This is a genomic window from Sphingomonas sp. G5 (genome assembly GCF_052660795.1).
The window spans coordinates 2,179,431-2,204,536 of record NZ_CP109660.1; the positions used below are offsets into that span (position 1 = coordinate 2,179,431).

Genomic DNA, 25,106 nt, shown 5'->3' on the forward strand with positions numbered 1-25,106 from the left:
ACGGCGCGACGACGGCACGCTCTGGGCATCGGCGCGGCGACGCGCGAGAGCTAGACCGACGCGCCGCGCCCCCGCGCGCGCAGCGCCACCGCCAGGGCCAGCACCGCCGCCGCGAGCACGATGTCGAAGGCGAGCCCGGCGAGCAGTTCGGCGCGGCCGCCGACGCCGGTGAGGGTGACGACACCGCCGATGACGATCACGCCGAAGGACAGGGCGAGCTGCTGGGCGGTGCTGAACATCCCGCCTGACAGGCCTGCGGCCTCGACCGGAACCTCGCGCACCACGAGCTGGGTGAGCGGCGAGAAGATCAGAGCCTGACCCGCCCCGAGCAGGACGAGCGCCGGCTGCAGCCACAGCCCGATGTCGCTTCCCCACGCGAGGACGAGGGTGACGGCCATCGCGACGAGCGCGACCATCTGCACCGTGACGCCGAGCACGAGCGTCGAGTCCCCGAGCTTCGCCTGGATCCGTGCCACCGCGAGCGAGACGCCGGCGAACACCACGGCGAAAGGCAGCAGCGCCATCCCGGCGTCGAGAGAGCTCAGCCCACCGGCCTCGACGGCTCGCGGGAAGACGTAGAGCAGAGCCGAGTACCCCGCGAAGAAGAGCCCCGCGGCCATGAGGCCCAGCTGAAGGGGACGCAGCCGCAGCACGCTCGGCGGCAGCAACGGCACCCGACCCGAACGCTCGACGGCGTTCTGGTGCTTCCACATCGCGACGAGCGCCACGGCTGCGATGACCAGCGCCACGGCGACCGGCCACGACCAGTCCCAGACCGGCCCGAACGTGAGAGCGACGGATGCCGCGAGGATGCCGAGCCCCAAGGCGGCGGTTCCGACCAGGTCGATCGCGACGATCTCGTGCGCACGCGAACGCGGAGCCAGCGGCGCGAGGGCGATCGCGGCCACGGCGATGAGAGCAACGACGACGAAGACGGCACGCCATCCCTCCACGGGGCCGAAGGACAGCGCCGCCAGAGCGCCGCCCGCCACCTGGCCGACGGCCGCTCCGATACCCCCGCTCGCACCGAATGCCGCGATCGCGCGGGTGCGAGCGGCGCCCTGAGAGGTCGCCTGGATGGTGGCGAGCACCTGCGGCGTGCACAGCGCCGCGCCGATGCCCTGCACCACCCGGGCGGCGATCAGCGTCTCGATGGACGGCGCGAGCGCGCAGGCGATGGCCGACACGAGGAACAGGGCCATTCCGACGGCGAACAGTCGGTGCCGGCCGAAGCGGTCGCCCAGACGACCGCCCAGAATGAGCAGCACCGCGAAGGGGATGCCGTATCCCGCGATCACGAGCTCGAGAGCGACGTCGCCGGCTCCGAAGCGCTCGCGCAGGGTCGGCAGGATCACCGTCACCGCGTTGAAGGCGAAGGTGCCGACGCCGGGCCCCAGCAGAAATCCGAGGTAGCGCCAGGTGGGCACGGCGGCGAAGGCGCCCGGACGGATCGACACCGGAGCGCTGCCGGTGGCGGGGTGTGCGGAAGTCGTCATGGTGCCAGCATGAAGACCGCTTCATCCTGGTACCAGGAGTGCGCTCATCCTGGTACTGCCAGCACTCCCCTCCGACGGGTGGGATGTCGCCGGCCCGTCCTATGATCGCCGGGGAGGGAGGGATGCCATGACTCGATCCGACGACGTCCGCGCCGAATTCGCGGGGTTCCTGCGCAGCCGGCGAGCGCGCCTGCGTCCCGCCGACGTCGGGCTTCCCGAGGGGACGCGGCGCCGTGTCGCCGGCCTTCGCCGAGAAGAGGTCGCGCAGCTCGCCGGGGTCGGCCTCACCTGGTACACCTGGCTCGAGCAAGGACGCCCGATCGCGGCTTCCGCCCAGGTCGTCGCGGCCATCGCCCGGGCGCTCCGACTGAGCGACGACGAGCGCGATCACCTCTTCGCCCTCGCCGACCTCCCCGTGCCCGACCGCGGGGCGCGGTACTGCGTCGGTGCGACACACCTCGACCTTCTCGAGAAACTCCTTCCTTACCCCGCCGCCGTGCAGACCGCCCGCTTCGACATTCGTGCGTACAACCGCGCCTACCGCTATCTTTTCGACGACCTCGACGACATGCCGACCGAGCGCCGCAACTGCGCCGTGCTCCTGTTCACCGACTCCGAGTGGCAGCGCTCGCACGTCGACCTCGACCACGCGCAACGACGGATCGCCGCACGCCTCCGCGCGGCATACGGCCGCCATCACGAAGAACCGTCGTGGCAGCGGTTCATCGCCGACCTCGAAGAGGAGTCACCGCGCTTCGCCGAGCTCTGGCGGCTGGGCGACGTCGGCGGCGAGCGCAACGCGAACAAGCACCTCGTTCACGCCCGTGTGGGCGAACTCCACCTCGAGATGTCGAGCCTGTGGATCGACGACGGGCTCGGTTCCCGGGTGGTGTGGTTCTCGCCTCGCGATGCCGAGACCGCGGCGCGCCTGGAACGCCTCGCGGCCGAGAACCCGGCGGAGGCGTTGATCAGCGCCGTGGCTTAGCACCCGGTCCACCGAGATCCGACCCCCAGGCGCTCCCTCGATCAGGCCAGCGGCTTGATCTCCAGCGTCTCCGGCGTCGATTCGACGTTCACGGCCGCGAACGACGCATAGCCGTCGGCGGCGGAGCGCTCGAGCAGGGCCTTCATGTTCTTCGCGCGCCGCTCGACGCGCACGCGTGCCCCACCGGCGATCAGTGCCGTCTTGAGCGAGAGCAGCTGGGCCGTCGACACGTCGCGGTCGTGCACGAGAACGATCGAACGTTCGCCGTCGGCGGCGGTGGCCGGGAGCAGGTCGACGATCCGCTCGAAACCGATCGAGAAGCCCACCGCGGGCACCTGCTGGCCGAGGAAGCGGCCGATCATCCCGTCGTAGCGGCCCCCGCCGCCGAGCGAGTAGTCGACGCTCGGGTGGGCGAGCTCGAAGATCGTACCCGTGTAGTAGCCCATGCCGCGCACGAGGAAGGGATCGAAGACGAGCGGCACAGCTCCCCCGCGGGCCGCGGCGACGGTGTCGCCGAGGTCGACGAGGTGGGCGACGACCTCGGCGGGGATGCCGGCGGGCAGGGCCGCGCGAATGCCGACCTCATCGAACGAGCGCTGCGACGCGGGCCGCGCGAGGTACTCCGCGAAGGCATCGACCGCCCGGGCGGTCACGCCGCGGTCGCGGAGCTCGGCGACGACCCCCGAGGGGCCGACCTTGTCGAGCTTGTCGATCGTGATCAGCACGCCGGGACGCTCGTCCGGTGCGAAGCCGAAGACGTCGAGCATCGCGTCCAGGGCACGGCGGTCGTTGACCCGGATCGTGCCGCCCTCGAGCCCGAGCGCGTCGAGAACGTCGAGGCTTGCGACCATGAGCTCGGCCTCGGCGTTCGCCGATGCGTCGCCGATGATGTCGATGTCGCACTGCACGAACTGGCGGTATCGCCCCTTCTGCGGACGCTCGGCGCGCCAGACCGGGGCGATCTGAATGGAGCGGAACACCGTCGGCAGCGACGCGCGGTGCGTGGCGTAGAACCGGGCGAGCGGCACCGTGAGGTCGTAGCGCAGGCCCAAGTCAGCGAGGGCTGCGGGGTTGTCGGCCGCGGCCCGGATGCTCTCGGCATCCATTCCCCGCTTGAGGATGCTGAAGGACAGCTTCTCGTTGTCGCCGCCGATCCCGGCGTGCAGGCGGTCGTAGTCCTCCATCACCGGGGTCTCGATCTCGTCGAAGCCGTGCGCGCGATAGCGCTCGCGGATGATGGCGAGCACACGCTCGCGGCGGGCCTTGTCAGCGGGGAGGAAGTCGCGCATGCCGCGCGGCGGGTTCACGGATGCCACGGTCCCATTCTTCCAGAGCGATGCGACGCCGCCGGCTGCCGGCGCGGCACGCGGCTCGAGATCGCACCGTGCCGCTCGCGTCCCCGCATGCCGACCGCACCGGAACCCGCGAGCTCGAGGGTCCGGTCAGCTCGCGGCCGCCTCCGCCTCGCGAACCTCGGCGCGCAGGGTGCGAAGCCGCTCCCGCAGAGCGCGCTCGGCGTCCCAACCACGCGTGCGGGCCAGGTGCACCAGGGTCAGCAACGCGTCGCCGAGCTCCGCCTCGGTCTCGGGGTCGGCCAGGTGGTGCGTCGGCGCGCACACGCCGACCTGCGCGGCCTTGCCCATCACCTTCTGCGCCAGGGCGAGTGAAGGCATGTGGTCGCTGACCCCGTCGAGCACACTCGTGCGCTCGCGCTTCTCGGCCGCTTTCGCCGCGTTCCAGTGCACGAGGACGTCCTCGGGGGTGGATGCCACGGCATCCGCGAACACGTGCGGGTGTCGCCGCACCATCTTCTCGGTCAGCCCCCGGGCCACGTCGTCGATGTCGAAGGGGTCGCCAGGATCCGCGGCGGCGATCTCGGCGTGGAAGAGCACCTGCCAGAGCAGGTCGCCGAGTTCCTCGCGCAGATCGGCGCGCGTTCCCGCCTCGACCGCGTCGATGACCTCGGCGCTCTCCTCGACGAGGTAGGGCACGAGGTCGCGGTGGTCGATCCGCTGCGTCCACACGCAGCGCTCGCGCACGGTCCTCATCGTCTCGGCGGCTTCCCGCAGGGCGTCGTCACTCACGGTCTCTCCCTCCGCGGGCCGGGGCGACGCCGCTCGCCACGAGTATCCCCCGACCGGGCGACCACGTCGCGGCTCCGGGCCGATCTCGCACGATCCCGTCGTAAAACCCTCGCGTGTCGTCCGCCCGCCGCCGCACGGTTCGGCGCGGTACTGAACACCGCTCCGGAGATTCCGGATGCCGTCACCCGAATCGAGCGAATTGCTGCGGCAGTCGGCGTCTCCGACCGGAGAAACTCCGAAATCGGGCGCTGCGAACCGACGCACGCCGTTACACGTGGATCGGTCCGGCCCCTGACGCCGATAATCTGGGGCCTGTGCGTGAACTGACCCCGACCGAGGCCATCGACCTCGTGGGCCGCTTCGAAGCCGGCCAGGAGCTCCCCGAACAGATGCGCGCCGACGTGCGCCTGCTCGGATCCCTCCTGGGCCGCGTCCTTCAGGAGAGCGGCTCCCCCGGACTGTACGACGACGTCGAGCGGCTGCGCACGGCGACGATCCAGGCCTACACCGACGAGACGCCCGAGGCGTTCGAGCGTGCGGCCGCGATCGCCGACGGCTTCTCGATCGAACGAGCCGACGAAGTGGCCCGGGCCTTCACGGCGTACTTCCACCTCGTCAACCTCGTCGAGGAGCATCAACGCGTGCGCGTGCTGCGCGAGCGCGGCGATCAGCCGTCGCGCAGCGGAGCCCCCGACACCATCGCGAGCGCATTCGAGCGGCTCTCGAGCGAGGTCGGCGAAGAGACGGCGCTTGCGCGCCTTCAGGCGCTTCGATTCCACCCGGTCTTCACCGCCCACCCCACCGAGGCCCGCCGTCGCGCCATCTCGACGAGCATTCGGCGTCTGTCGGAGCTGCTGTCGGAGCACGACGGTGCTACCGAGGGCGGAACCGAGAGCCGTCGCGCGGAACGCCGAATGCTCGAAGAGATCGACACGCTGTGGCGCACCGCTCCCCTCCGGCGCGAGAAGCCGTCACCCGTCGACGAAGTGCGCTCTGTCATGTCGGTCTTCGACGAGACGCTGTACACCGCGGTTCCGCGCGTGTACCGCCGGATCGACGACATTCTTCAGGGTGAGAACGCCGGATCCCGCGCCCCGATCGTGAAGCCGTTCGTGCGCGTCGGCTCGTGGGTCGGCGGTGACCGCGACGGCAACCCGTTCGTCACGGCATCCGTCACCCGCAAGGCCGCGGCGATCGCGAGCGAGCACGTGCTGATCGGTCTCGAGCGCACGACCCGGCGCGTGGGTCGAGGGCTGACCCTGGATGCCGCCACCACCCCGCCCAGCGAGGCACTCGTCGCGCTGTGGCACCGCTTGCGCGCGGCGGACGAGGACGCCGCCGCAGAGATCGCGGAGCGTTCCCCCGACGAACCGCACCGCCGCATTCTGCTGCTGCTCGCGCGCAAGATCGCCGCGACCCGCACGCGCAACGCCGACCTCGCCTACCGCGACCCCGAGCACCTGCTCGCCGACCTGCGCGTCGTCCAGGACTCACTCGTCGCCGCCGGTGCCGCGCGCCAGGCATACGGCGCCCTGCAGCGCTTGGTATGGCAGGTCGAGACCTACGGCTTCCACCTCACCGAACTCGAAGTGCGCCAGCACTCGGCGGTTCACCGGAAGGTGCTCGACGAGCTCCGCGCCGGAGGTGCCCGCAGCGAGCAGACCGAAGAAGTCCTCGAGGTCTTCCGCTCGATCGCGTACGTGCAGGAGCGCTTCGGCCCCCGTGCCGCCGGGCGCTATATCGTGTCGTTCACGCAGTCGGCCGACGACCTCGCCAATGTGCACGAGCTGGCCTCGTTCGCGATGGGACCGGGCGAACAGCCCCCGGTGCTCGACGTCATCCCGCTGTTCGAGACCTTCGCCGACCTCCAGGCCGCTCCCGGCATCCTCGCCGAGATCGTCTCGCACCCCTCGTTCGTCAGTCGGCTGGATGCCACCGGCCGGCGCCTCGAGGTCATGCTCGGCTACTCCGACTCCTCGAAGGACGTCGGGCCCGTCGCCGCCAACCTCGCGCTCTACGAGGCCCAGGCCGAGATCTCCACGTGGGCCGAGACCGAGGGCATCGAGCTCACGCTCTTCCACGGGCGCGGCGGCGCCCTCGGACGCGGCGGTGGACCTGCCAACTCCGCGATCCTCGCGCAGCCCCCGCATTCGGTCGACGGTCGTTTCAAGCTCACCGAGCAGGGCGAGGTCATCTTCGCCCGTTACGGTGACGCCGACATCGCCATGCGGCACATCGATCAGGTCGCAGCCGCCGTGCTCACGGCATCCTCCCCCTCGATCGAACGTCGCAATCGTGGAGCTGCGGAGGCATTCGCCGACGTCGCGACCACCATGGATCTCGCCTCACGCGAGCGCTTCTTCGCTCTGGTCAAGGCGCCCGGTTTCGCACCGTGGTTCGCCACGGTCACTCCCATGGAGGAGCTCGGCCACCTGGCCCTCGGATCACGCCCCGCGCGTCGCGGGCTCTCCGTGGAGTCGCTCGAAGACCTGCGGGCGATCCCGTGGGTGTTCTCGTGGACGCAGGCCCGAATCAACCTCGCGGGATGGTTCGGTCTCGGCACCGCCCTCGACGCCGTGGGCGACGAGCCGCGCCTGCGCGACGCGTACGAGCAGTGGCCTCTGTTCCGCACGATGATCGACAACGTCGCGATGAGCCTGGCGAAGGCCGACGAGCGGATCGCCCGTCGCTACCTCGCGTTGGGCGACCGCGACGACCTCGCCCAGCTCGTGATGGACGAGATGCTGCTCACCCGCTCCTGGGTCGAGCGGATCACCGGCGGAGACCTGCTCGGCAACAAGCCGATCCTGCAGCGCGCCGTGAAGATGCGCAGCCCGTACGTCGACGCGTTGTCGCTCTTGCAATTGCGGGCCCTGCGCGCACTTCGCGAAGCGGACGCCGAAAACCCGACTCCGGATGCCGAGCACCAGCGGCTGCTGCTGCTCTCGGTGAGCGGTGTGGCGGCGGGCCTGCAGAACACGGGCTGAGCTCGATACATTTTCATCGACGCGTCGGCTCGCCCCGCACAGAGCCGACGCGTCGTGTCACGAGGGGCCAAGCGACCGAGCTCGATCGACGCGACGATCAACGGTGTGGCGGGATCGACGGCGCGCCTCGCCGCCATCACCGATCACCGCCCCGGTGAAGACCCGTGTACCGGGCGCGAAGAACACCTCCTTCCCCACGTCGGCGCCCGCGACACTCGCCCTCGGGCCGATCAGGGGGTGGGGCCCACCTGGACCGCACGCACTGAGCCCGCCCCGTCCAGGGCATCCTTCTCGCGCAGCACGACCGGCTACGCTCCGACGTGATCACCGCGCCGTGCAGCACCGGGCTGCCGGGCCGATGGTCACGTCGCCGGTGAGACCGCGGTGGGCGCGATGGTCGCGTCAGGATGAATGCAGGGCTCTGCCCCCGGAGTGGGTGTGGCGCGTGACGGCGGCCTCTCCTCGGTGTCGCCAGCGTAGACCCCGGTCGGGCAGCCGATGCCCCGCATACGACGAGGCGGTGGTGGGTGTCGTCCTGGGCAGGGGACGGGACGCAACAGCGCGTCGGCACCCGGGGAAGTGCCCGTAAATGCGAAATGGCCACCCAACTTTGGGTGGCCATTTCGACTGAAAAGAAGTCCGGCGGTGTCCTACTCTCCCACAGGGTCCCCCCTGCAGTACCATCGGCGCTGAGAGGCTTAGCTTCCGGGTTCGGAATGTAACCGGGCGTTTCCCTCTCGCTATGGCCGCCGAAACACTATTGATGTTTCACAAACCAACAACGACATCATCATTGTTGAGTTCCCGACCGTACATCGAGAACCACTCAGTGGACGCAAGCACCAAAAACAGGTGTGTTATCAAGTCATCGGCTTATTAGTACCGGTCAGCTTCACGTATTACTACGCTTCCACATCCGGCCTATCAACCCAGTAGTCTGGCTGGGAGCCTCTCACCATAAATGGTATGGAAGTCTCATCTTGAGGCCGGCTTCCCGCTTAGATGCTTTCAGCGGTTATCCATCCCGAACGTAGCTAATCAGCGGTGCTCCTGGCGGAACAACTGACACACCAGAGGTTCGTCCAACCCGGTCCTCTCGTACTAGGGTCAGATCCTCTCAAACTTCCTACGCGCGCAGCGGATAGGGACCGAACTGTCTCACGACGTTCTAAACCCAGCTCGCGTACCGCTTTAATGGGCGAACAGCCCAACCCTTGGGACCTACTCCAGCCCCAGGATGCGACGAGCCGACATCGAGGTGCCAAACCATGCCGTCGATATGGACTCTTGGGCAAGATCAGCCTGTTATCCCCGAGGTACCTTTTATCCGTTGAGCGACAGCGCTTCCACAAGCCACTGCCGGATCACTAGTCCCGACTTTCGTCCCTGCTCGACCTGTCAGTCTCACAGTCAAGCTCCCTTGTGCACTTACACTCGCCACCTGATTGCCAACCAGGTTGAGGGAACCTTTGGGCGCCTCCGTTACATTTTGGGAGGCAACCGCCCCAGTTAAACTACCCACCAGGCACTGTCCCTGAACCGGATCACGGTCCTAAGTTAGATATCCAGAGTGACCAGAGTGGTATTTCAACAATGACTCCACACTCACTGGCGTGAATGCTTCACCGTCTCCCACCTATCCTACACAAGCCACACCGAACACCAATACCAAGCTGTAGTAAAGGTCACGGGGTCTTTCCGTCCTGCTGCGCGTAACGAGCATCTTTACTCGTAATGCAATTTCGCCGAGTTCGCGGTTGAGACAGTTGGGAAGTCGTTACGCCATTCGTGCAGGTCGGAACTTACCCGACAAGGAATTTCGCTACCTTAGGATGGTTATAGTTACCACCGCCGTTTACTGGGGCTTAAATTCTCAGCTTCGCCTTGCGGCTAACCGGTCCTCTTAACCTTCCAGCACCGGGCAGGCGTCAGTCCGTATACATCGTCTTGCGACTTGGCACGGACCTGTGTTTTTAGTAAACAGTCGCTACCCACTAGTCTCTGCGGCCACCACACCCTTTCGGAGCAAGTCCTAATAAGTGGATGGCCCCCCTTCTCCCGAAGTTACGGGGGCATTTTGCCGAGTTCCTTAACCACGATTCTCTCGATCTCCTTGGTATTCTCTACCTGACCACCTGAGTCGGTTTGGGGTACGGGCAGCTAGAACCTCGCGTCGATGCTTTTCTCGGCAGCATAGGATCACCCACTTTTTATCCGCATCGTGTCTCAGCCTCAATGACTCCCGGATTTGCCTAAGAGTCGGCCTACGCACTTGCACCAGGACTACCATCGCCTGGCTTGGGCTACCTTCCTGCGTCACACCTGTTAATACGCTAGCCGCACCAGCATGGGGTCGAGCGTTCACACACACCCGCCTCACCCCGAAGGGATCCGCTAAAGCGTGAGCTAGGACTCTTAGCACCACTGGATTGACTGGGGCGGTTCTTCGCCGGTACGGGAATATCAACCCGTTGTCCATCGACTACGCCTGTCGGCCTCGCCTTAGGTCCCGACTTACCCAGGGAAGATTAGCTTGACCCTGGAACCCTTGGTCTTTCGGAGGACGTGTTTCTCACACGTCTTTCGCTACTCATGCCTGCATTCTCACTCGTGTAGCGTCCACGGCTGGGTCACCCCGCCGCTTCACTCGCCACACGACGCTCTCCTACCCATCAACACGGCTGGACCACGAAGGCCTACCAAAAATGTCAATGCCACAACTTCGGTGGCGTGCTTGAGCCCCGTTACATTGTCGGCGCGGAATCACTTGACCAGTGAGCTATTACGCACTCTTTCAAGGGTGGCTGCTTCTAAGCCAACCTCCTGGTTGTCTAAGCAACTCCACATCCTTTCCCACTTAGCACGCGCTTAGGGACCTTAGTTGGTGGTCTGGGTTGTTTCCCTCTCGACTATGAAGCTTATCCCCCACAGTCTCACTGCTGCGCTCTCACTTACCGGCATTCGGAGTTTGGCTGACGTCAGTAACCTTGTAGGGCCCATCGGCCATCCAGTAGCTCTACCTCCGGCAAGAAACACGCAACGCTGCACCTAAATGCATTTCGGAGAGAACCAGCTATCACGAAGTTTGATTGGCCTTTCACCCCTATCCACAGCTCATCCCCTCAGTTTTCAACCTAAGTGGGTTCGGTCCTCCACGACGTCTTACCGTCGCTTCAACCTGGCCATGGATAGATCACTTCGCTTCGGGTCTAGGACACGCGACTCAATCGCCCTATTCAGACTCGCTTTCGCTACGGCTACCCCACTCGGGTTAACCTCGCCACGTATCGCTAACTCGCAGGCTCATTCTTCAAAAGGCACGCTGTCACCCCTACTAAGGAGGCTCCAACGGTTTGTAAGCAAACGGTTTCAGGTACTATTTCACTCCCCTCCCGGGGTACTTTTCACCTTTCCCTCACGGTACTTGTCCGCTATCGGTCATCTGGGAGTATTTAGGCTTATCAGGTGGTCCTGACAGATTCACACGGGATTTCTCGGGCCCCGTGCTACTTGGGATACTCTTCACGCCAAGAACAAGCATTTCGACTACGGGGTTCGCACCCTCTATGACCGGCCGTTCAAAACCGTTCGTCTATACCCTCTTGTCACGTCGATCATTCGGCAGAACAATCAGAAAAGTCCCACAACCCCCAACATGCAACGCCTGCCGGCTATCACACACGCTAGGTTTAGCCTCTTCCGGTTTCGCTCGCCACTACTTACGGAATCGCTTTTGCTTTCTCTTCCTGTGGGTACTGAGATGTTTCACTTCCCCACGTTCCCTCTACCCGCCCTATATATTCAGGCGGGAGTCACCAGGTACGCACGCGCCCTGGCGGGGTTTCCCCATTCGGACATCCTCGGATCAAAACTCGCTTATCAGTTCCCCGAGGCTTATCGCAGATTGCTACGTCCTTCTTCGGCTCCAGATGCCAAGGCATCCACCGTTTGCTCTTAAAGACTTGAAATCACATGAGTTGAATCGTCAAAAAATTGACTAATGATCTTTAAGATCATCTTCACCACACAACCCAAAAGAGTTGCATGGAAGATGCTCGCGTCCACTGTGTAGTTCTCAAAGTACGGGCGGTACCCACCCCAGCCACCGAAACACCGGCGCCAAGACAGGCCCTCGAGGAACAAACACCAACAAAGAATCCACAGACCCCCGTCAGCGCCCGGCCCCTCAGGACCCAACAGCGTGCATGTATCAACAACTCCGAACCAGATCGTTCCAGTGGCAAACCACGTACTAAACCCGGACACATCATCCCTGACACCAAGTCAAATGTTCCACCCATGAGCTACCAGCAACACACATTCGGTGCTGAACTGGCGCCTGGACACTCGAACCGAAACCCGAATGCCAGATGCTCCTTAGAAAGGAGGTGATCCAGCCGCACCTTCCGGTACGGCTACCTTGTTACGACTTAGTCCTAATTACCGATCCCACCTTCGACGGCTCCCTCCACAAGGGTTGGGCCACCGGCTTCAGGTGTTACCGACTTTCATGACTTGACGGGCGGTGTGTACAAGACCCGGGAACGTATTCACCGCAGCGTTGCTGATCTGCGATTACTAGCGACTCCGACTTCATGAGGTCGAGTTGCAGACCTCAATCCGAACTGGGACCGGCTTTTTGGGATTCGCTCCACCTCACGGTATTGCAGCCCTTTGTACCGGCCATTGTAGCATGCGTGAAGCCCAAGACATAAGGGGCATGATGATTTGACGTCATCCCCACCTTCCTCCGAGTTGACCCCGGCAGTATCCCATGAGTTCCCACCATTACGTGCTGGCAACATAGAACGAGGGTTGCGCTCGTTGCGGGACTTAACCCAACATCTCACGACACGAGCTGACGACAACCATGCACCACCTGTTTACGAGTGTCCAAAGAGTTGACCATTTCTGGCCCGTTCTCGTATATGTCAAGCCTTGGTAAGGTTCTTCGCGTTGCATCGAATTAATCCGCATGCTCCGCCGCTTGTGCGGGTCCCCGTCAATTCCTTTGAGTTTTAGCCTTGCGGCCGTACTCCCCAGGCGGGGAACTTAATGCGTTAGCTGCGTCACGGAAACCGTGGAATGGTCCCCACAACTAGTTCCCAACGTTTACGGGGTGGACTACCAGGGTATCTAAGCCTGTTTGCTCCCCACCCTTTCGCTCCTCAGCGTCAGTTACGGCCCAGAGATCTGCCTTCGCCATCGGTGTTCCTCCTGATATCTGCGCATTCCACCGCTACACCAGGAATTCCAATCTCCCCTACCGCACTCTAGTCTGCCCGTACCCACTGCAGGCCCGAGGTTGAGCCTCGGGATTTCACAGCAGACGCGACAAACCGCCTACGAGCTCTTTACGCCCAATAATTCCGGATAACGCTTGCGCCCTACGTATTACCGCGGCTGCTGGCACGTAGTTAGCCGGCGCTTTTTCTGCAGGTACCGTCACTTTCGCTTCTTCCCTGCTAAAAGAGGTTTACAACCCGAAGGCCGTCATCCCTCACGCGGCGTTGCTGCATCAGGCTTCCGCCCATTGTGCAATATTCCCCACTGCTGCCTCCCGTAGGAGTCTGGGCCGTGTCTCAGTCCCAGTGTGGCCGGTCACCCTCTCAGGCCGGCTACCCGTCGACGCCTTGGTGAGCCATTACCTCACCAACAAGCTGATAGGCCGCGAGCCCATCCCAGACCGAAAAATCTTTCCAAACACGACCATGCGATCACGTCTCATATCCAGTATTAGACGCCGTTTCCAGCGCTTATCCCAGAGTCCAGGGCAGGTTGCTCACGTGTTACTCACCCGTTCGCCACTGATCCACCAAGCAAGCTTGGCTTCACCGTTCGACTTGCATGTGTTAAGCACGCCGCCAGCGTTCATCCTGAGCCAGGATCAAACTCTCCATAAAAAAGAAAAGCAACAACCACCGGGAAAACGGCAGCCGCAGCGAGTTCGAAACTGACCAAAGAAAAAACATCATTACTGACGAAATTTCACGCCAACCCCCAAAAGAAGGTTGGACTTTGATCCAAAGGAATCTCTCGCAATCCAACAAAAGTCAGACCGACGAGGAATAAATTGGCATTTGACAAGTGCACGCTGTTGAGTTCTCAAGGAACGGACGCACCCACAGAAACAGTCTCCCGACCTACCCGTGAGGCAGTTCACTTCAATTGACAGCCGCCAGCAATCGGAACCTCATTGGGATCTCAGAAAGATCAACCTCGGGAACCGGCCGAACGACCGAACCAAAACCTTACACCATTCGGAGGAGGTTTTGGGTGGTTCGCCACTTGAGACGATGCGGGGCCTTCCGGCCTCTCCGCTCTCCCCTGTGGGGCGAACAGGTAAAACACTACGACTGGACACCGGATCGGTCGAATCGTCGCTTCACCCCGGGCGTGTCGCCACACCGTGAAGCCCGGAATCACGCGGATCTACCACGAAGGCCCGACCGACGAGTGGTCGGTCGGGCCTGATCGTCCGCGCTCCGGGAGGGAGCGGTCGTCACGCGTTCGCGGTCTCGGCGTTCTCTGAGACGGGCAACGGCCACAGCGCGTCGAGGAGCTGGCGAACCCACGCGATGAGATTCGCATCGTCCGCATCCTGAGGGAGCGGGACAACCATGGCATCCCCGTTGGCGACGAGCTTCGCCTTCGGGTACAGCCGCTGCAGGCGCACCCGCATAGAGTCCGGGAGGTTCGCCGGGGCGACGCGCAGGTTGGAACCCATCGCGACGACATCGGCCAGACCGGCCTGAGCGGCCCGGCGGCGCAGGCGCGCCACGGCGATGAGTCCCTCGACCTCGGCAGGTGGCTCCCCGTATCGATCACGAAGCTCCTCGACCACGAGGTCGATCGCATCGCTCTTCGCTGTCGCGGATGCCGCGGCCGACAGCTTCTGGTACGCCTCGAGACGCAGACGCTCGCTGTCGATGTAGAACTCCGGCAAACGGGCATCGACGGGCAGTTCGAGGCGGAGTTCGGTGGGACCGTCGACGTCTTCGCCTCGGAAGGTGGAAACCGCTTCGCCGATCATGCGCAGATACAGGTCGAACCCGACACCCGCGATGTGTCCGGCCTGCTCGGCGCCGAGGAGGTTTCCGGCGCCGCGGAGTTCGAGGTCTTTCAGCGCCACCTGCATGCCCGAGCCGAGGTCGTTGTTCACGGCGATCGTCTCGAGCCGGTCGGCCGCGGTCTCGGACAGCGGCTTCATCTCGTCGTAGAGGAAGTACGCGTACGCACGGTCACGACCACGACCCACCCGTCCGCGGAGCTGATGCAGCTGCGACAGACCGTACTTGTCGGCACGGTCGATGATGATCGTGTTGGCGTTCGAGATGTCGAGGCCCGTCTCGATGATCGTGGTCGACACCAGCACGTCGGCACGACGTTCCCAGAAGTCGTCGACGACCTGCTCGAGCGCGTGCTCCCCCATCTGTCCGTGAGCGACGACGATGCGCGCCTCGGGTACCAGTTCGGCGAGGTGCGCCGCGACTCGCTGGATCGAGGACACGCGGTTGTGCACGTAGAAGATCTGGCCCTCTCGCAGCAGTTCGCGTCGAATCGCCGCCGCGATCTGCTTGTCGTTGCGGGGCCCGACATACGACAGGATCGGATGCCGGTCCTCCGGCGGGGTCGCGAGAGTCGACATCTCGCGGATCCCGGTGACCGCCATCTCGAGCGTGCGCGGAATGGGCGTGGCGCTCATCGCCAGGATGTCGACGTTGGTTTTGAGCTTCTTCAACTGGTCTTTGTGCTCGACGCCGAACCGCTGCTCCTCATCGATGATCATCAGCCCGAGGTCCTTGAAAAGGACCTTCTCGGTCAGGATGCGATGGGTTCCGATGACCATGTCGACCGTGCCGTCGGTGAGGCCGGCCAGAGTGGCCTTCGCCTCTTTGTCGGTCTGGAAGCGCGACAGCGGCCGGACCGTGACGGGGAAGCCCGCGAAACGTTCGGCGAAGGTCTCGAGGTGTTGCTTGACCAGCAGCGTGGTGGGAACGAGCATCGCGACCTGCTTGCCGTCCTGGATGGCCTTGAACGCCGCCCGCACCGCGACCTCGGTCTTGCCGAACCCGACGTCGCCCGAGAGCAGTCGGTCCATCGGGATCGGCTTCTCCATGTCGGCCTTGATCTCATCAATCGTCTGGAGCTGATCGAGGGTCTCGGCGAAGGGGAAGGCTTCCTCGAGTTCGCGCTGCCACGGGGTGTCGGGGCCGAAGGCGTGGCCCTTCGACGCCATGCGTGCCGAGTACAGCTTGACCAGTTCGACAGCGATGTCGCGAACGGCCTTGCGGGCGCGGCCCTTGGCCGCGGCCCAGTCGCTCCCGCCCATCTTCGACAGCGTGGGCGCCTCGCCGCCGACGTACTTCGACAGCAGGTCGAGCTGATCGGTCGGCACGAAGAGCTTGTCACCCGGATAGCCGCGCTTGGCCGGCGCGTACTCGAGAACGAGGTACTCCTTGGTCGTCTTCACCGCATTGCGGCCACCGCTCGACACCTCACGCTGGGTGAGCTCGAGAAATTTGCCGATGCCGTGGGTCGCGTGCACGACGACGTCGCCGGGCTTGAGCTGCAGCGGATCGACGACGTTGCGGCGACGCGAAGCGAGCTTCTTCACCCCGCGGTTGTCGCCACTGACCGACCGACCGTAGAACTCGGTCTCGGTGATGACGGCGAACTTCGCCTCGGTCAGCTGGAAGCCCCGCTCGAGGGGCGCGCAGACGACATGGGCGACTCCGGCCTCGGGGGCCGCCCTCACATCGTCGACGCGGCGGGCGGCGATCCCGCGCTCGGAGAGGACGTCTCGGGCACGGTCCACCATGCCAGGGCCGGATGCCGTGACCACGACCGACCACCCGTCGCGCAGAAGCTCGCCGACGTGAGCAGTCGCACCCTCGACGTTCCCCTGGAACGACGGCACCGGATCGGCCTTGATGCGATGAGCGGAGTCATCGCCGACGACGAGCCCCTCGTCTTCGGCATCCGCCGCTCCGGAGTCGAAGGCGCTCAGCTGCCACCACACCCCGCCGCGACCGCTGGCCTTCTCGTGCAGGTCGTCGAGGGTGACGAAATCGCCGGAGCCGAGATCGACCGGAGTGTCCGCCCCCGCCGTGGCCGCAGACCACGCAGCCTCGAGGAACTCGCGGTTGGTATCGCCGAGCGTCGTGGCGCGCGCGAGCGAGCGCTCCGGATCGACGAGGGCGACGGCGCTTCCGCCGGGGAGGTAGTCCACGAGGGTGATCAAGTCGTCGACGAGCACGGGGATGAGCGACTCCATGCCCTCTGCGGGAATGCCCTCCGCCATCTTCTCGAGCAACTGGCGGAGTCCTGGATAGCCGTCGCGGAGCGCCGCGGCCCGGGCGCGCACCTCGGTCGTGAGGAGCAACTCGCGGCTGGGTACGAGTGTGACGGCGGAGACCTCGCCGGGAAGGGAACGCTGGTCGGCGACCGAGAAGGCTCTGATCTGATCGACCTCGTCGCCGAAGAACTCGACGCGGTATGGGTGGTCTGCCACGGGAGGGAACACATCGAGGATGCCGCCGCGCACCGCGAACTCGCCACGGCGCGACACCATGTCGACGCGGTGATAGGCGAGTTCGACGAGCCGCGAGATGACGGCCTCGAGCTCGAGTCCGCGCCGACCGACGGCGAGCTCGATCGGCGCGACATCGCCGAGGCCGGGGGCGAGCGGCTGCAGAGCGCTGCGCACCGATGCGGTCACGACGAGGGGGGTGGTGCCATCCCACGCCGCGATTCGGCGGAGGACATCGAGGCGCCGGCCCACCGTCTCGGGACTCGGACTGAGTCGCTCGTGCGGCAACGTCTCCCACGCGGGGAAATGCAGGACCTGCGCTCCGGGGAAAACCGCGTCCAGCGCCGGGCCGAGAGACTCGGCTCGTCGACCGGTCGGGGCGATGACCAGCACGGCACCGGGATCCCCCGCCGAGCGGCGCCGCTCGATAAGGCCGGCGATGACGGGGGCGTCGAGACCATCGACGAGGGAGAGAGACAGGTCTGAGGAAACCGCCGAAGCGGCTTCACGGTACGACTCAGCCTGCTCGAGGGCGCGAACGATCCCGGGAACTGTCACTCTGACGAGTCTACGCGGGGGCACCGACATCGGGCCGGGGTGGACGACGCGGCGACGCACCGTGTCTCGTAGGCTGACCGCATGACGTCGCCGAGCGCTCCGAACGGTCCGGTCTTCGCCGCCCCCCACGCGGCTCCGCCGGTCGGGACGCTGCTCACTCCCCCGGAGCCGACACGGCGCGGCCGGCCTCTGGGAACGTGGGCGCTCGCGCTCTCGGTGATCGCGACGGTGCTGGCATCCGCTGTCGGAGGATTCGCGGCGTTCCGCTCAGCACGCGGAGCCGCCCCCGGTCTGGCCACCATGTCGTCGAGCGGCTTCGACTGGCGCGTCCTGTCGCCCGTCCGCGATCTGGTGCTGCTGGGCGAGGTCGCGTTCTGGTCGGGAACGGTGATCGGTCTCACGGCGATCGTGCTCGGGCTCGTCGCTATCGTGCGACGGTCGGGGCGGGGTGCCGGAATCGCCGGCCTGGTGATCGCGGTACTCGGACCGGTCATCTTCGGCGGGCTGACGCTTGTCGCCATCGTGGCGGGGCTGGCAGGCGTTTCCTCCGGCGGTTCACCGGTCTGACCCTCGACCGCGTTCCCACTCGTTGCTCCGAGACACCGCGCCGAATCGGCGTTCCGACTCTCGACTCAGGCGCGTGGGGCGTGGAAGCGCTGTTGCGCGGCGACGAGGCCCTCGTCGATCAGGAGTTCCACGGCATCCGCGGCGTCGGAGACGAGGATCGGCAGCGTCTGCCGCTCCGTGGCGCTGAAGGGGTCGAGCACCCAGTCCGCGGGGTCCTGTCGACCGATCGGTCGGCCGATACCGACCCGCACACGGGGGAAGTCGGGCGTGCCGAGCGCCTTCGCGATGTCGCGGACACCGTTGTGGCCGCCGTGGCCGCCGCCGGTCTTGAGCTTGATGGTGTCGTAGGGGATGTCGAGCTCGTCGTGCACCACGACGATCCGGTCGGGGTCGGTGCCGTAGAACCTCGCGAGGCCGGCAGCGGGGCCGCCGGAGACGTTCATGAAGCTGTTGGGCTTGGCCAGCACGAGCTTCGCCGCTCCCGGCCGCAGCCAGGTCTCGACCACTCGCGCGTTGGCCTTGTGCGCGCGGAACGGCTCGCGGCGGCGAGAGGCGAGCTCGTCGACGACCATCTGGCCGATGTTGTGGCGCGTCGCCTCGTAGCGCGGGCCGGGGTTGCCGAGACCCACGATGAGCCAGGTGTCTGCCATGGCATCCATCCTTCCGGGTCCGGGTGTGGACCGTGCGCGACGACGCGGTGGGACGCGCCGGGAAACGAACGAGGGGACGCGAATCCGCGACCCCTCGTTGCCATCGGACCGGTGAACGGCCCTCGGGAATTACTTGTCGTCGCCCGCGTCGGCCGTCTCGGCCTCTTCGGACTGCTCTTCGGCGACCTCGGCGTCGGCCTCGGCGATCTCTTCGTCGGCGGCGATCGTGTCGAGCGGGACGGAGACGCCCACGATGAGGGTCTCGGGCTCGGTGATGAGGGTCGCGCCCTGGGGCAGCTTCAGGTCGGCGGCGGTGATCTGGGTGCCGTCCTCGGCGCCCTCGACATCGACCTCGACGTTCTGCGGGATGTGAGTGGCCTCGACCTCGAGCGAGACCGACGTGGCGTCCAGCATGGCGATGGTGCCCGAGAAGGGCTCGCCGGTGATGACGACGGGAACGTCGACCTGGACCTTCTCGCCCTTGTTCACCACGATGAGGTCGATGTGCTCGATGATCTGGCGCACGGGGTCCTTCTGGACGTCCTTGACCAGGACGAGCTGGCTCTTGCCCGCGATGTCGAGGTCGAGCAGCGCGTTGGCGCGACGGATCAGCAGCGCGGTCTGATGACCGGGCAGTGCGACGTGCTGGGGCTCGGTGCCGTGACCGTAGATGACCGCGGGGATCTTGCCCGCGGCGCGGAGGCGACGGGCGAAGCCCTTGCCGAAGTTCTCGCGCAGTTCTACGACGACCTTGTTGTCTTCCGACATGATGTTCTCCTCGCGGGCTCGTGTCCCGCAGCTTGTGAGCGGACAAGGTCCGCACCTGTGTGGTCTGGATTCGACTCGAACGCGAGCGCGTGAGGAAAGCCGGGAGCCTGCATCACTGCGTCGATCACGGATGCCCTGCGCGCCGTACGGCGGACGAGGCGGCATCCCTCGCCGAAGTTCCCCGGAAGTCTACCAGCGCAGACGGCCGCCGCACGACGTTGCGGTGGGGAGTGGGCAGGACCGCGCGCGCAGCGACGGTAGGATCGAAGGGCTGGACACTCACCCGGAGGATTTTCATGGATAGCGGCTTCTTCTCTCACGTCGTGCTCTGGGTCATCGGCGGCATCGCCGCGTTCGGCCTGCTCGGCACCGTCGGCGCCCTGTTCTCGCTGGGCCGCACCACGAACTACAAGAAGCACTGACGCCCGGAACCGCAGCTTGCTCAGAGCCGCTCCGCGGTCGCCGAGCTGTGCAGACCCTCAAGCGGACCGGTTCGTGAGGACGGCCTCGATCGTCGTCACCCCCGCCTCCGGGGAGCGTGACGGGTCGTTCAGTTGCTTCCGCCGAACGAGAGCACGACCTTCGACGATCGCGACGCGTCCGCCGCGGTCGCGAAGGCGTCGAGGGCGTGAGCGACGGGCGCCACGTGCGTCACGATGCCTTCCACGGCGAGTGACCCGTCGGCAAGCGCCGCCAGCACCTCGCCGAACTCGCCGCCGAAGCGGAACGACCCCGTCAGCGTCAGCTCCCGTGTGATCGCCGTCGCGATCGGCGCCGCTACCGCGCCCGCCGCTTGAAGCCCGAGCAGAACGACCGTCCCGCCGCGCCGTGCCGCCGCGACCGCCGCTGCGAGTCCGGGGACGGTGCCGCTCGACTCGATCACGACGTCGGCGTGCAGGGCCTCGATCGCCGCCGCGTCGCGCGCGTCGAGGGTACGCGCCCCGCGAGCCGCTGACAGACGGCGCGGAAGCTCGTGCAGATCAGTGGCGACGACCTCGCCGGCACCGTGGTGGCGAGCCGCTCCCACGGCGAGCAGGCCGATGGGACCCGACCCGATGACCGCGACGCGTCGGCCCGCGACCGTTCCGGCGCGTTCGACGGCGTGCCACGCGACCGCCGCGGGCTCCGCAAGCACGGCCGTGGCGAGATCGAGCCCCGCCGGCAGAGGGAAGAGCATGCGCGTGGGGAGCGCGACACGCTCGGCGAACCCGCCCTGCGTGTGCGGGAGGTGCATGGCCGAGCCCAGGTAGGTCGAGGCCGGCGCGAGGTTCGGGCGCTCCCGCGGCCACGGCGTCGCGCCGTCGTCGCGCGGAGTCAGCGGGTGCACGGCCACCGGCGTGCCCTCGGCGGGCCCGCTTCCGTCGGCGGCGGCGCGCACCACCATCCCCGACAGCTCGTGGCCCAGGACGAGCGGCTCCCGCAGGATCGATGCTCCCGCAGCCCCGTGTCGCCAGTAGTGCAGGTCGGAGCCGCAGACGCCTCCGAATGAGACGGCGACGACGGCCTCATCGGCATCCGGGGTCGGCTCACCGATGTCGTCGATGCGGAGGTCATCGGCGGCGTGGGCCACCACGGCGAGATTGGTCACCGTTCTCCTCAAAAGGTTGCGGTGCGAAGGCGCACATCGGCGACGACGACGTCGACCCGCGCACCCGGGTGGATCGGTGCGGCGGAGAACGGTGCCCCCATCATGATGACGTCGCCCGGGCCGAGGACGTTCCACCCGGCGACGTAGGCCAGACAGTCCCTCAGCGAGACCGGCAGACGCGCGGCGGAGGTCTGTCGGACCGGCTCGTCGTCGACGATGAGCGCCAGAGCCAGATCGGCATCGAGCGACAACCCGGTGTCGATCCACGGCCCGAGCGGAGTGTAGCCCGCGCCCGCCTTGGACTCGAAGTTGCGCGGATCGAGGACCGACCGGTCGGGGCTCGACAGGTCGTTGACGGCGGTCATGCCGAGCACGTACTCGTGGGCGTTCGCCGCCGTCAGCCCGGTGGTGTCGCGACCGATGACGACGGCGATCTCGGCTTCGGCGACCGTGGTGCCCGCGTCGCGCCGGAGCGCCACCGACGCGCCCGACCCGGTGACGGTGCGCGGACTCTTCAGCCACGCCTGCACGGGAGCGGCATGATCGGGGCCATTCTGCGCGATGCCGACGACCACGATCGGCTCGCACGGAGCCAACAGACGTCCCGCGACCGGGTCGCCCTCGTCGGCGGGGCGGCGGCCGTCCGCGAACGCCGCGTACGGATCAGTGATCGGGATCCACGACCCGTCGTCGGCGAGACGGACCGTGCGCACCCCGGCGGGGGTCTCGACGCGAGCGATGCGCATCAAATCACCGCCGTCATGCCGCCGTCGACGAAGATCGTCTGGCCGTTGACGAAGTCGCTCGCCGAGCTCGAGAGGAACACCAGCGCCCCCACCAGGTCGCCGGTGTTCCCCCACCGCCCCGCGGGCGTACGCGAGCGCACCCACGCGGAGAACTTCTCGTCGTCGACGAGTGCCCCGGTCAGCTCCGTGGCGAAGTACCCGGGTGCGATGGCGTTGGCCTGGATGCCGTGCGGCGCGAGATCGGCGCACAGGCCCTTCGTGAGCATCGCGATCGCTCCCTTCGTCGCGCCGTACGCCGCGATGGAAGGGCGAGCCAGCTGCGACTGGACGCTGCCGATCTGTACGAGCTTGCCCGATCCGCGCGAGATCATGCCGCCGGCCACACGTCTGGAGACGTAGAACGCGCTCGAGAGGTTCGTGCGCACCAGGTCGTCCCAGTCGGTGTCGGCGAACTCCGCGATCGGCGCGCGCCGCTGGATGCCGGCGTTGTTCACGACGATGTCGGGCACACCGTAGCGATGCTCGATGAGAGAGACGCCCTCGTCGACAGCGCCGGGCTCCCCCACATCGAAGGTCACCGCGTGAGCGGCCACCCCGGTCGACGCGGAGATCTCCTCCGCCGCGCGTCCCGCGGTCTCGGCATCCCGTCCGTGCACGAGCGTCGTGGCCCCGGCCTCGGCGAGGCCCTGCGCGAGGGCCCGGCCGATGCCGCGGCTGGAACCGGTGACCAGGGCCAGCCGCCCGGTCAGGTCGAACGCGGCCGTCATCGGATCGTCCGCACGGTGACGGTCGTGGCGTCCACGCCCTCGCCGGCCTCTTCGCGAGACACCTTGATCGCGTCGTCGGTGCGCGTGAGGTCGCGGCGCAGCGTTTCGGGGACGAGGAAGGTGGATGCCGTGGTGATCAGAGCGAGCGTGGCCATGTAGATCGCCAGCAGCAGCCAGTTCGCGCCGCTGACGGCGATGATATAGGCGCCCAGCACACCCGCGAGGCCACCGGCGAGCACCGCCGAGATTTCTCGCGCCATCGCGACGCCGAGGTAACGGTGGCGGTTGCCGAACAGCTCGGGAAGCATCGCGCACTGGGGTCCGAGCATGGAGTTGACGGCGACGCCGATACCGATCGCGACGACGGCGATCGTGATCGGGTAGCTCCCGAGCGAGATCAGCCACCAGGCGGGGAAGGTGAAGAGCAGCATGAACACCGCGCCCGCGCGGTACACCGTGCGACGACCCATCCGGTCGGACAGGGCGCCCGTCAGCGGCACCGAGAAGATGCCGATCAGCGAGCCGAGGGTGACCCCCCAGGTGAGGAGGCTGCGGTCGGCCTGGCCCCCCACCGACGCGACGAAGAAGGTCAGCGCGAGGGTGTTGAACATGTAGGAGCCGCCGTTCTCGGCCATGCGGAGCCCGATGCCGACGATGACTCCGGGCAGACCCCGCGTGAAGATGTCGCGCACGGGCCGCTCGGCAATCTGCTCGCTCTTCTCGAGCTCGATGAAGGTCGGCGTCTCGCGCAGGCGCATGCGGATGAACAGCGCGAGGAGGATCAGCACGAACGAGGCGAGGAATGGCACGCGCCAGCCCCAGCTGAGCAGCTGGTCTTCGGGCAGCAGCGAGATGAGGCTGAACACGACGGCCGCGAGCAGCGTTCCGGCCTGGATGCCGATGAAGGGCAGGGCCGAGAAGAATCCGCGGCGCTTGACGGGGGCGTATTCGGCCATGAGGACCGTGGCCCCCGCCTGCTCGGCGCCGGCGCCGAAGCCCTGCAGAAGTCGCATGGCCACGAGCAGGATCGGAGCGAGGATGCCGACGGCCTCGTATGTGGGCAGGAGGCCGATGGCGGTGGACGCCCCGCCCATCAGCACGATCGTGATGACGAGGACCCACTTACGGCCGAGCTTGTCGCCGAGCACGCCGAAGAAGAGTCCGCCGAAGGGACGTGCCAGGAAGCCGACGCCGTAGGTCGCGAAAGCGGCGACCGTCGCCAGGGCCGGGTTGTCTTGCGAGAAGAACAGGACGTTGAAGATCAGCGCCGTCGACAGCCCGTAGAGCGCGAAATCGAAGTACTCGAGCGCGCTGCCGATGCTGGAGGCGAGCGTCGCCCTCCGCAGATTGGCGGCGTACTCGGAGTCGTCCTGCGGCACGGGCGGTGCGGTGGGTGCAGTGGTCACGGCCATCTCCTTTGATCGGCTGGGGTCTCCCGACACCGGGACTGTATCAACCCTCTGAACCGAGTTCAACATGTTGAACACAATTCGTTGAGCCCGTTCTCTCTCCCTCGATCGGGAGGCGCGACGAATACCCCTCCACAGAGGGGCGAGATGAGCGCATTCAGGGGCGCGGTGCCGCGCTGAACGGATTCGTCAGCGCCGACGCGGCCCCGCGCAACGCCTCTCCGACGCGCGTGATGCGCTCAGGTGTGGCATCCAGAACGGGAATGCCGACACCCAGGGCCAGCTGCGGATCGCCCGGCGCCCACCCCTCGAGGGGCACGGCCACCCCGACGATTCCGCGGAACGACTCCTCTTCGTCGATGGCCCATCCGCGCTCGCGAGCGACCGCCAGCTTCACGAGGATGCCCTCGACATCGACCGTGCTGTGCGCCGTCAGCGCGGGCAGCGGGCCTCGACGCGCGAGCAGGTCCCGCACGGTAGCGTCGTCGCGCGTCATGAGCAGCGCGCGCCCCGTCGCCGACAGGGCGGCGGGAAGTCGAGACCCCAAGGGCGTGCCCAGACGCACCGAGCGCGAGCCCTCGTACCGGGCGAGGTAGAGCGAGTCGGCGTCATCGAGCACCGCCACCTGCACGAGCTCGCGCGCCAGCACGGGCGACGACTCGCAGACGGCATAGAACTCGCGCACCTGGTTGAACTGCGCAGCGAAAGCTCCGCCGAGCTCGGCGGTGCGGATGCCGAGGCGATAGCCGAGCGGGACACGTTCGATCATGCGCTCCGCCTCGAGCGAGAGGCACAGGTTGGCGGTCGACGACTTCGCCAGCCCCAGCCCCGATGCCAGCTCGGTCAGGGTGAGCGCACGCTCGGCCTCGGCCAGAAGCCCGAGCAGGCGAATACTGCGCCCCACCGCCGGGGCGGGATCCCGTGCGAGCCGGCCGTCGTCATCGTCGGTCACGCCGGCTCCCCTCGATG

At 66.4% G+C, this 25,106-nt stretch carries 15 protein-coding genes and 3 rRNA genes; 4 read left to right on the top strand and 14 right to left on the bottom strand.

Going from position 1 to position 25,106, the window contains the following annotated elements; translation table 11 throughout:
- Positions 1-50: 50 nt before the first annotated feature.
- Complete coding sequence (locus NE358_RS10605; protein ID WP_103210971.1) at positions 51-1,496, bottom strand: MFS transporter; 1,446 nt, start codon at positions 1,494-1,496, stop codon at positions 51-53.
- 127 nt (positions 1,497-1,623) lie between these two features.
- On the opposite strand from NE358_RS10605, the gene NE358_RS10610 reads away from it, so the two are divergent.
- Positions 1,624-2,481 carry a helix-turn-helix transcriptional regulator gene (locus tag NE358_RS10610; protein ID WP_103210972.1) on the top strand — a complete coding sequence of 286 codons (858 nt, stop codon included), beginning with the start codon at positions 1,624-1,626 and terminating at the stop codon, positions 2,479-2,481.
- A gap of 41 nt (positions 2,482-2,522) precedes the next feature.
- Here the strand turns inward: NE358_RS10610 and hisS are convergent, their stop codons facing one another.
- Together hisS and NE358_RS10620 are read right to left on the bottom strand one after the other, a co-directional pair.
- Complete coding sequence (gene hisS, locus NE358_RS10615; RefSeq protein WP_499317779.1) at positions 2,523-3,797, bottom strand: histidine--tRNA ligase; 1,275 nt, start codon at positions 3,795-3,797, stop codon at positions 2,523-2,525.
- Positions 3,798-3,923: 126 nt separating this feature from the next.
- On the bottom strand, positions 3,924-4,565 hold the full coding sequence (locus tag NE358_RS10620; RefSeq protein ID WP_396652091.1) for a nucleoside triphosphate pyrophosphohydrolase: 642 nt from the start codon (positions 4,563-4,565) through the stop codon (positions 3,924-3,926).
- A 314-nt stretch (positions 4,566-4,879) separates the two neighbouring features.
- On the opposite strand from NE358_RS10620, the gene NE358_RS10625 reads away from it, so the two are divergent.
- Positions 4,880-7,552, top strand: coding sequence for a phosphoenolpyruvate carboxylase (locus NE358_RS10625; protein ID WP_141377420.1), 2,673 nt, complete (start codon positions 4,880-4,882; stop codon positions 7,550-7,552).
- 637 nt (positions 7,553-8,189) lie between these two features.
- Here the strand turns inward: NE358_RS10625 and rrf are convergent.
- From rrf to mfd, 4 genes are all read right to left on the bottom strand, one after another.
- A 5S ribosomal RNA gene (rrf, locus tag NE358_RS10630) occupies positions 8,190-8,306 on the bottom strand.
- A 102-nt stretch (positions 8,307-8,408) separates the two neighbouring features.
- A 23S ribosomal RNA gene (locus tag NE358_RS10635) occupies positions 8,409-11,520 on the bottom strand.
- A gap of 413 nt (positions 11,521-11,933) precedes the next feature.
- A 16S ribosomal RNA gene (locus tag NE358_RS10640) occupies positions 11,934-13,455 on the bottom strand.
- The 16S, 23S and 5S rRNA genes sit together here, the layout of an rRNA operon.
- A 599-nt stretch (positions 13,456-14,054) precedes the next feature.
- Positions 14,055-17,642: a transcription-repair coupling factor gene (gene mfd / locus NE358_RS10645; RefSeq protein ID WP_289938309.1), complete on the bottom strand. Its 3,588-nt coding sequence runs from the start codon at positions 17,640-17,642 to the stop codon at positions 14,055-14,057.
- A gap of 81 nt (positions 17,643-17,723) precedes the next feature.
- Between mfd and NE358_RS10650 the strand changes: the two genes are divergently transcribed.
- Entirely contained in the window at positions 17,724-18,209 is a 486-nt protein-coding gene (locus NE358_RS10650) for a hypothetical protein (RefSeq protein WP_141375874.1), read from the top strand.
- 65 nt (positions 18,210-18,274) lie between these two features.
- Here NE358_RS10650 and pth read toward each other — a convergent pair whose 3' ends face one another.
- Positions 18,275-18,859, bottom strand: coding sequence for an aminoacyl-tRNA hydrolase (gene pth, locus NE358_RS10655; RefSeq protein WP_103206398.1), 585 nt, complete (start codon positions 18,857-18,859; stop codon positions 18,275-18,277).
- Between the two features lie 129 nt (positions 18,860-18,988).
- Complete coding sequence (locus NE358_RS10660; RefSeq protein WP_289938321.1) at positions 18,989-19,627, bottom strand: 50S ribosomal protein L25/general stress protein Ctc; 639 nt, start codon at positions 19,625-19,627, stop codon at positions 18,989-18,991.
- 296 nt (positions 19,628-19,923) lie between these two features.
- Between NE358_RS10660 and NE358_RS10665 the strand changes: the two genes are divergently transcribed.
- A complete protein-coding gene (locus NE358_RS10665) occupies positions 19,924-20,049 on the top strand; it encodes a hypothetical protein (protein ID WP_258873361.1) in 126 nt (41 codons plus the stop codon).
- Between the two features lie 128 nt (positions 20,050-20,177).
- Here the strand turns inward: NE358_RS10665 and NE358_RS10670 are convergent, their stop codons facing one another.
- From NE358_RS10670 to NE358_RS10690, 5 genes are all read right to left on the bottom strand, one after another.
- Positions 20,178-21,215, bottom strand: a complete 1,038-nt coding sequence (locus tag NE358_RS10670; protein WP_289938328.1) for an alcohol dehydrogenase catalytic domain-containing protein — start codon at positions 21,213-21,215, stop codon at positions 20,178-20,180.
- An 8-nt stretch (positions 21,216-21,223) separates the two neighbouring features.
- Complete coding sequence (locus NE358_RS10675; RefSeq protein ID WP_289938332.1) at positions 21,224-21,961, bottom strand: fumarylacetoacetate hydrolase family protein; 738 nt, start codon at positions 21,959-21,961, stop codon at positions 21,224-21,226.
- On the bottom strand, positions 21,961-22,728 hold the full coding sequence (locus NE358_RS10680; RefSeq protein ID WP_289938334.1) for an SDR family oxidoreductase: 768 nt from the start codon (positions 22,726-22,728) through the stop codon (positions 21,961-21,963). Before NE358_RS10680 ends, NE358_RS10675 begins: the two co-directional genes overlap by 1 nt.
- Positions 22,725-24,134, bottom strand: a complete 1,410-nt coding sequence (locus NE358_RS10685) for an MFS transporter (RefSeq protein ID WP_499317784.1) — start codon at positions 24,132-24,134, stop codon at positions 22,725-22,727. Before NE358_RS10685 ends, NE358_RS10680 begins: the two co-directional genes overlap by 4 nt.
- A 160-nt stretch (positions 24,135-24,294) precedes the next feature.
- Positions 24,295-25,089, bottom strand: a complete 795-nt coding sequence (locus tag NE358_RS10690) for an IclR family transcriptional regulator (RefSeq protein WP_116238929.1) — start codon at positions 25,087-25,089, stop codon at positions 24,295-24,297.
- Positions 25,090-25,106: the final 17 nt, after the last annotated feature.